The sequence below is a fragment of the Siccirubricoccus deserti genome, assembly GCF_014283215.1.
Classification (GTDB): domain Bacteria; phylum Pseudomonadota; class Alphaproteobacteria; order Acetobacterales; family Acetobacteraceae; genus Siccirubricoccus; species Siccirubricoccus deserti.
Genome location: NZ_JACOMF010000111.1, coordinates 1 through 7,518, shown reverse-complemented (window position 1 = coordinate 7,518; position 7,518 = coordinate 1). Strand labels below are relative to the sequence as shown.

Here is a 7,518-nt window from a genome sequence, read left to right as displayed (position 1 = left end):
ATCCGTACTGCCAAAATGGCCTCGGGAGACAAGGCGGCCAAGTGGCGGCCCGAAGCGGCCTGGCCGGCGTCTCTCAGGTACAGTGCCGCCAAGGCCGTCACCTGTGTGGCCGGAAAGCCGGGCCTTTGGTGGGCCGCCCGCGCGAAACCCGGAATCGTCTGCGTCAGGCGGACTGCGTGGCTGTGGGCACAGTCAGCCGCGAACCCGTCTCTGACGAGAGGCATTCCCTGATCCACGGGAAAATACAGGGAAGATGCTCGTTCGGCAGCCACTTGCCGGTCATGCGACGCGCGGAAGCCGCGGTTCAGCGCAAGTCAGGCAGCCGAATTCCCTGCGGGGGAACAGGGAAACTCAGGTCGCAGATCCGGGCCAAAGTGGGATGTTCGATGGCGCAAAAAATATAGAAGACGCGGCGCTGCAACCCGTGCATATCACCCTGGCCTGGAGCGAGGTCTGGCTCCGGCTGCGTGATGCGGCCGGAACAGAGGCGGCTCTGAAGTGAGGGCGTGACGCCCGATGGGTCTGTACCGGTCAGCCAGCTGACCGATGCGGCGGAATCCATCGAGGGTCGCGCCTTCCTGTATCGCGGCCGGCCCTCTTGAATCGAGGGCACTTCCATGACGTCCGAAGCAACTACGAGCCGCAGCCGCGAGCTCGGCATCACCTACCGGCCAGTCGCCGGGCTCCGACCCTACGACCGCAATGCCCGCACGCATTCGAAAAAGCAGGTCCACCAGATCGCGGCCTCGATCCGGCAGTTCGGCTTCACCAACCCCGTCCTGATCGACACTAGCGGCTGCATCATCGCCGGCCATGGCCGCGTGCAGGCCGCCCGGCAGCTGGGGATGGATTGCGTCCCGACGGTTCTCCTCGAGCACCTGACGGAGGCGGAACTCCGGGCCTACCGCCTTGCCGACAACCGGCTGGCGGAGAAGGCCGGCTGGGACCCGGAGATCCTGAAGATCGAGCTGCAGGGGCTGGCGGAGCTGGAGCTTGACTTCGATCTCGAGATCACCGGCTTTGAGACGGCCGAGATCGACCTGATCCTGGAGGGGCCAGCCGCATCCAAGCAGGATCCTGCCGATGCCGTGCCGGGCGCGCCGGACGCGGCAGCGGCGGTCACGCGTGCCGGTGACCTGTGGGAGTTGGGGCCGCACCGGCTGCTGTGCGGCGACTCACGCGACGCGGAGGCCTATCGGCGGCTGATTGGGGGCGATCTGGCCAGGGTCGTGTTCTCCGACCCACCCTACAACGTGCCGGTGGGCGGGCATGTCTGCGGCCTGGGCCGGGTGCAGCATCGGGAGTTCGCGATGGCATCGGGTGAGATGAGCCGGGCGGAGTTCGTGGCCTTTCTCACAGTCGCCTTCCGGAATGCGGCCGCCGCAAGCGTCAACGGGGCGATCCATTTTCAATGCATGGACTGGCGCCATGCGGGCGAGATGCTGGAAGCGGGCGGTGCTGCCTACACGGAGCTCAAGAATCTCTGCGTCTGGGCTAAGGACAATGGCGGCATGGGCAGCCTCTACCGCTCCCAGCACGAGCTGGTGTTCGTCTGGAAGTCCGGCACCGCCCCGCATGTCAACACCGTCGAGCTCGGGAAGCATGGCCGCTACCGAACCAACCTCTGGACCTACGCCGGAGTGAACACGCTGAAGCGGGACCGCATGGCGGAGCTCGCCATGCACCCGACGGTCAAGCCAGTGGCGCTGATCTCAGACGCAATCAAGGACGTGTCCCGGCGTGGTGACATCGTGCTTGATCCTTTCGGCGGCAGCGGCAGCACGCTGATAGCAGCAGAGCGGACAGGACGACGCGCGCGGCTGATTGAGATCGACCCGGCCTACTGCGACGTCATCGTCCACCGCTGGGCGACGCTGACCGGCGGGGAAGCGGTCCTGGCGGGCAGCGGCAGATGCTTCGCCGAGGTTTCCGCGGAGCGTCAGGCCGCCCCTGACCAGCTGACGGAGGTGGTGTGATGGCGCGCGGCAAAGGCGACGGGAACTACAAGGTCGGCTACGGCCGACCGCCCGAGCACACGCGTTTTAGGAAGGGCCAGTCGGGCAACCCGAAGGGCCGGCCGAAGGGTGCGCAGGACCTGGGAAGCATCTTCCAGCGCTTGCTGGGCGAGGTCGTCAACGTCCGCGAGGGGGAACGGAGCCGCACCATGACCAAAGGCGAGGCCATGCTGCAGGCCCTGATGGCGCGCGCCCTTCGCGGCGACGCGCGAGCCATGGGCCAGGCGATTGCGCTGGCGCGGGAGCAGGGCCTCCTTGCGCCGCCCGCTGACGGGGCGAGTGCCCGGAGCGGCGCCATGCTTGTGGTGCCGGGGATGGCCACCGACCCGGAGGAATGGGAACGGTCTGTGCAGGAGCACATGCGCCGCCAGGGGCTACTGCCCGAGGACCCCTCGGGCGAGAGCTGAGCCGAAGCGGCGATGGCCGGGCACTCATACGTTGCCGCCGCTTCCTCCCGGGTGGGTCCGGCGGCGTCAGCCCCTGCCCGCCCGGGCGAGTTGGGTGCGCAGCTCGGTGCAGAGCGCATCGAGCTGCGCCGTCGCCTCTGGGCCCGGCTCGATGCCGGCGACCCACCATGTCGGAGCGGATCGATCGCTCCTACCTCGGCAAGATGCTGCGGCTGACGCTGCTGGCGCCGGACACCGTGGAGACGATGTTGGATGGGCGGCAGCCTTCGGATCTGGGGACGCCACAGCTGATGGAACCACTCCCGGCAGAGTGGTCAGAGCAACGGCAGGCGCTGCTGAGCGCCAGGCCCGTCCCCTGCCGCCTGCATGTCCAGCCATCTCTCGATCGCTGACACGACATGCTCTTGCTGGTCGGCCGTCAGCACCCGGCCGGCGGGGATACCGTGCCACTTGACAAGGCAGCCTCGGCAGCAGGTGGCAGTGGCGTGCTGGGCCAGGAAGACCGGGTGCCCGCGGAACGGCGTCTGCTTGCCATCGTTCGCCGGATGCGCCGGTGCAAGCCGCTGGGCGATGAAGTCGCGGGCGTGCGCCAGGATCGTCGCCTTTCCTTTGCCCTCGATGTATTCCCGGTCGTGCGTGGTCAGCGAGAAGCGCTGCCTGAAGGCCGAGTTCGCCAGTCGGACGAAGACTTCGTCCAGGTCCCTCATGATGTTGATGCCGCCTCCCAGGCTTGGCCGAAAGCCGCCTATCGTCGGATGATATCGCAACCCCCGCTCTGGGCGGAAAGCGGCCGTAGAAGGCTCGCAGCCCGAAGGTCTGGTCTACCTCCGTGAGCGGACATAAACGCAGCCCAACTGAGCCCACATTTTATGGCATGGTTTGGCCGATAGCGGACGGGCCGCTTCCAGGCGCGGCACCTGGGAAAGCAGTCACTGGGTTACGGGCCAAACTCGGCGGCTCTCGACCCTGAGTGGATTCAGAGGTTGTGAAGCAGGATTGCAGAGGGCCGAGAGCGGCGCTCCACCCTCACTCACCGTCTTGAAAATCGTGGCCGCCACAAGCTGTAGCATGGCGAACCGTGCGGCAGCCGCTATGCGTCGCGCGAGCAGGCACCTTCCACATCCTCAGTCAGCCTCGCCGTTCTATCCGAAACGGACGCCTTTGGAACAGCTGCGTGCATCGCCTCATGTCCTAAGGGATGTACTGCCGCAAGGCGTGGGCAGGCCGCTGGTCCGGAGTAGGTCCCCCGCCGCCGCGAGGCCCCAGCGTACTATCCCTCCGTGTTGTTACCGGGGTTTTTCAAGCTGCCAGGTCAGGTGCGAGCGCACCGTGGGCCACTCGGGTGCCGTGACGCTGTAGACGCAGGTGTCACGGAGCGTACCGTTCCTCATGCGCTGATGGTGGCGCAGCACGCCGTCCAGCTTGGCACCAAGGCGTTCGATGGCGCGGCGGCTCGCGTGGTTCACAAAGTGCGTACGGAACTCGACAGCAAGGCACCCGAGCTGCTCGAAGGCGTGCGTCAGCAGCAGGAGCTTGGCCTCCGTGTTGAGCGGCGTGCGCTGGACGCGGGCAGCATACCAAGTTGCGCCGATCTCTACCCGCGGCCCGGCGGTGTCAATGTTCAGATAGGTGGTCATGCCGACAGGTCGGCCACTCGGGCCGTCCAGGACAGTGAAGGGAAGCATGGAGCCCGCCGCCTGGAGGCCAAGACGCCGGTCGATCTCGGCCGCCATCACCTCCGGCGAGGGAATGGACGTGTACCACAGCCGCCAGAGTTCACCGTCACGCACTGCCTCGGCGAGAGCACCGCTATGTTCCTGCGACAACGGGACGAGTTCGGCGTGCCGCCCAGAAAGGGTGACGGGCTCCAATGCCATCAATGCAACCTCGCAAACGACGCGCACCAAGCTTATCCAGAACGGTGCCAAAAGGCCCGCTCTTTATTTCTCAATTAGTCGCCTTCAGGACAGCGTCGACCCACAGTAGGTCCGCTACACACCCGCCTCGAGTCGTCGGCGACCCAAGGTCTATGTCCACTTTCCGTAAAGTTGCTAAAGTATTCGAGTGACCTGGTTGGACGCAGAGCCGCCGCGGCAGGTTTTGGCCGAAAGCGGACAGGCGGCTTTCCGGCAGGGCATCCCGGAAAACGGCCACGAGACAGCGGGCCACGCTACAGCGCTCTCGCCCCGAGCGGGCAGGGCTCTGTCCTACCAGCGCTGCGGTGATGGTTGATGGCCAGGCGGGCGGTCCGGATACCAAAGCCGAAACTCCCCAGGCGGCGGCATGTGGCCCTGTGGAATAGGCGATGGTGCCCATCCCCAACCGTCCCGCCGAGCCTCGCGACCCCGGCGGTTACCCTCGCGTTGGTCATCCCACCGCTCGCCGCGGTACTCGCTGCGGTAGTCGCCGCGGCGGTCGTCCCGACCGTTCCCGCTCTCGTCCTTCCATGGATCGGCAGCGCCCTGCCCTGACGCGGCGAGTGCCAAGCTCAGGCAGGCGGCGAGCAGCTTCGGGTGTCGCACAGCATATCTCCTCTCTCGCCTTCTGCAGGAAACGCCGGCAGGTGGGAGAAATCGTGCCCGCCGTGCGGCTGGATCGTGGCGCCGCTGCTCTCAGCAGCGCGAAATGTCCGATCTCCGCCGTTGACAATCAGGCACGCGCGCTCCGACCAGCCCGCAAGGCCGCGCCCGTCCCGTGGCTTGGTGCCCGGCTCCGTCACCTCATCCGACCCGCCCCCACCGCGAAGAGATGCACCGAGATACCAAGTGTACGGAGCGTACGCTTTCCGGCCATGCCCGCGATCTCGCTCTCGTGCTCGGGCATGTGCGCCGGGGCACTGCTGGCCGTATGTAGGCGCTCGCCAGCACGACTTTTCCTATTGATGCGGCCCTCATTGTCTTGGCTACGCTGCATAGCGGAACTGCGGGTGCTGAAAGATGGAGCGGATCCGCTGCGGCCGCATGGAGAGGCTGCGCATGTGGCTGATCGCCGCGCGCTTCAGCTGCTGCTGGCTGCGCGCCGGCGCCTTGCGCGGGACCGCCTGCTTGAGATCGGCGTTCACCCCCTCGTCCGGGTTCAGGTCGGGGCTATAGGGCGGCAGGTAGTGCAGCTCGATCCTGGAGCTGTGCTCCGCGAGCCAGTCCCGCACCAGACGGGCGCGGTGCACCCGCAGCCGGTCGAGGATGAGAAACACCGTGCGGCGGGCCTCCTGGACCAGGCGCTCGAGAAAGCGGATCAGGGTTGGAGCCTTGACCGCGCCATCCACGACCATCCAGCGCAGTTCCCCTTTGTTGGCCACCGCCGAGATCAGGCTCAGGCTGGCCCGCTTGTGACAGACCCGAACCAGCGGTGTCCGGCCACGCGGGGCATAGCCGCGGCCGCGCACGTCGTCCGAGCGCAATCCGGTCTCATCGCCCCAGAAGATGATGCCGTGGGCCTGCCTGGCTCGCGCCACGATCGCCGGATAGTCCCGCCGCAGCCAGCGCCGCACCGCTGCCGGATCCTGCTCGTAGGCCCGCCGGATCGGCTTCTGGGCAGTGAAGCCCCAGCGCGCCAGGTACTTGCCCACCGTGCGCACCGCCAACTCGACCCCGCACTGGCGGGTGACCAGCATCCCCACCGTCGCCCGGCTCCAGAGCGCAAACGGCAAGCCCAGCTCGTCCGGCGTGTGACGGCGGATCAGCCTCTGCACCTCGGCTTCCTGGGCCGCATCCAGCAGGCGCTGTTCATCGGGCTTGCGGCCGCGCGGCTTGCTGACCAGCCCTTTCGCACCCTCGGCGGCAAAGCGCTGGCAGATGTCGATCACCCCGGTCCGGCTCAGCCCGACCTGAGCCGCAATCGCTTTGTAGGTCAGGCCGCGCTGACGAAGCCCAACCACCTGCCGCCGGCGCTCTTCCTGAGCCGCCGCGGGCAGCTTGCGCATGTCCACGTGCCTCATGCCCGTGAACTTGGAACCCCGGTCAATCAGATCAAGACAATGAGAGTCGCATCAATAGGAGCGTGCGGTTCCGCGCAGACATTCGGCGTTGAGCGCCCCATATGTGGCTTATCGCCTGCCGAGACCCTCCGGCGCAGGCGGCAGAGAGACGCGACCGTGCTCCCGCCGACACGTTCGTTGCGGGAGCCCAGTGTGGCCACTTTCGACCCAGCTGCGGCGCCCACGCCGCGCAACCGCCTGCTCGCGGCCCTGCCACCCGAGGATCTCGCCCTGCTCTGGCCGCAGCTCAGCCCGGTAGAGCTTCCGTTTCGGCAGACCCTGCACATGCCAGAAGAGCCGATCAGGGCCGTCTACTTCCCGGAGACCGGCTACATCTCCCGCCTCTCTCCAATGGAGGATGGCGACTTCGCCGAGGTCGGCTTGGTCGGCCCGGAGGGTATGACCGGGCTGGCCCCTCTGCTCGGCGCCGATACCGACAGCTTCGAGATGCTCGTCCAGGTGCCCGGCACGGCGTTCCGGATGGATGCTGGCGCATTCCGCGAGGCGTTGGACCGCATCCCAGCCTTCCGTCCCCTCCTGAACCGCTATGCGCTCGCGCATTTCGAGCAGGTGGCGCGGACAGGGGCCTGCAACGGGCGCCATCACACGGACCAACGCCTCGCGCGCTGGCTGCTGATGGCGCACGACCGGGTCGAACGAGAACCCTTCCCCATGACCCATGAGTTCCTGTCGATGATGCTTGGCGTGCGCCGCGCCGGGATCACCGTGGCTGCAGGGACGCTGCAGAAGGCGGGCCTCATCCGCTATGAGCGGGGCCGGATGGAGATCACCGACCGGCCTGGCCTCGAGGCCGCCTCGTGCGAATGCTACGGCACCGCCCGACGGGCCTATGATCGCCTGCTTGGGCCACCTGAGGCGGCGCGAAGGCCATATTGGGGCTGACGCCCTCGTCGGCTGCCGTGTCCGGGCCGGCGTTGAGCGGCCCCGGCCCGAAGCGGCTGGCTGAAGTTCGGCAACGTCGCCCCGCTGTTTATCCGGACCCGCGTCACCATGTGACGTCCATCGCCCGTCGCGACCCTTCCGACGCGGGCGGCTGAGAGACGCGACCGTGCTCCCGTCGACACCCTGTCGCTGGAGCCCGTCATGGCCCTCTTCGATC

General features: G+C 67.2%; 7 protein-coding genes. 3 read left to right on the top strand and 4 right to left on the bottom strand.

All coding sequences use genetic code 11. From position 1 onward, the window contains the following. Nucleotides 1–304 precede the first annotated feature (304 nt). Entirely contained in the window at nt 305–562 is a 258-nt protein-coding gene (locus H7965_RS27820) for a hypothetical protein (protein WP_186773787.1), read from the bottom strand. A gap of 55 nt (nt 563–617) precedes the next feature. Between H7965_RS27820 and H7965_RS27815 the strand changes: the two genes are divergently transcribed. Together H7965_RS27815 and H7965_RS27810 are read left to right on the top strand one after the other, a co-directional pair. Then, nucleotides 618–1,976: a site-specific DNA-methyltransferase gene (locus H7965_RS27815; protein ID WP_186773786.1), complete on the top strand. Its 1,359-nt coding sequence runs from the start codon at nt 618–620 to the stop codon at nt 1,974–1,976. Then, nucleotides 1,976–2,422 (top strand): DUF5681 domain-containing protein, encoded by a 447-nt coding sequence (locus tag H7965_RS27810; RefSeq protein WP_186773785.1) that lies wholly within the window; start codon nt 1,976–1,978, stop codon nt 2,420–2,422. The genes H7965_RS27815 and H7965_RS27810 overlap by 1 nt, the downstream gene beginning before the upstream one ends. A 314-nt stretch (nt 2,423–2,736) precedes the next feature. On the opposite strand, the gene H7965_RS27805 is transcribed toward H7965_RS27810, so the two are convergent. The 3 genes from H7965_RS27805 to H7965_RS27795 form a co-directional block, all read right to left on the bottom strand. Then, complete coding sequence (locus tag H7965_RS27805; protein ID WP_186773784.1) at nt 2,737–3,129, bottom strand: DUF4186 domain-containing protein; 393 nt, start codon at nt 3,127–3,129, stop codon at nt 2,737–2,739. Between the two features lie 579 nt (nt 3,130–3,708). Further along, nucleotides 3,709–4,299 carry a GNAT family N-acetyltransferase gene (locus tag H7965_RS27800; protein WP_186773783.1) on the bottom strand — a complete coding sequence of 197 codons (591 nt, stop codon included), beginning with the start codon at nt 4,297–4,299 and terminating at the stop codon, nt 3,709–3,711. A 1,025-nt stretch (nt 4,300–5,324) separates the two neighbouring features. After that, entirely contained in the window at nt 5,325–6,359 is a 1,035-nt protein-coding gene (locus H7965_RS27795) for an IS630 family transposase (RefSeq protein WP_186773782.1), read from the bottom strand. A gap of 192 nt (nt 6,360–6,551) precedes the next feature. On the opposite strand from H7965_RS27795, the gene H7965_RS27790 reads away from it, so the two are divergent. Further along, nucleotides 6,552–7,301, top strand: coding sequence for a Crp/Fnr family transcriptional regulator (locus H7965_RS27790; RefSeq protein WP_315898714.1), 750 nt, complete (start codon nt 6,552–6,554; stop codon nt 7,299–7,301). Nucleotides 7,302–7,518 lie beyond the last annotated feature (217 nt).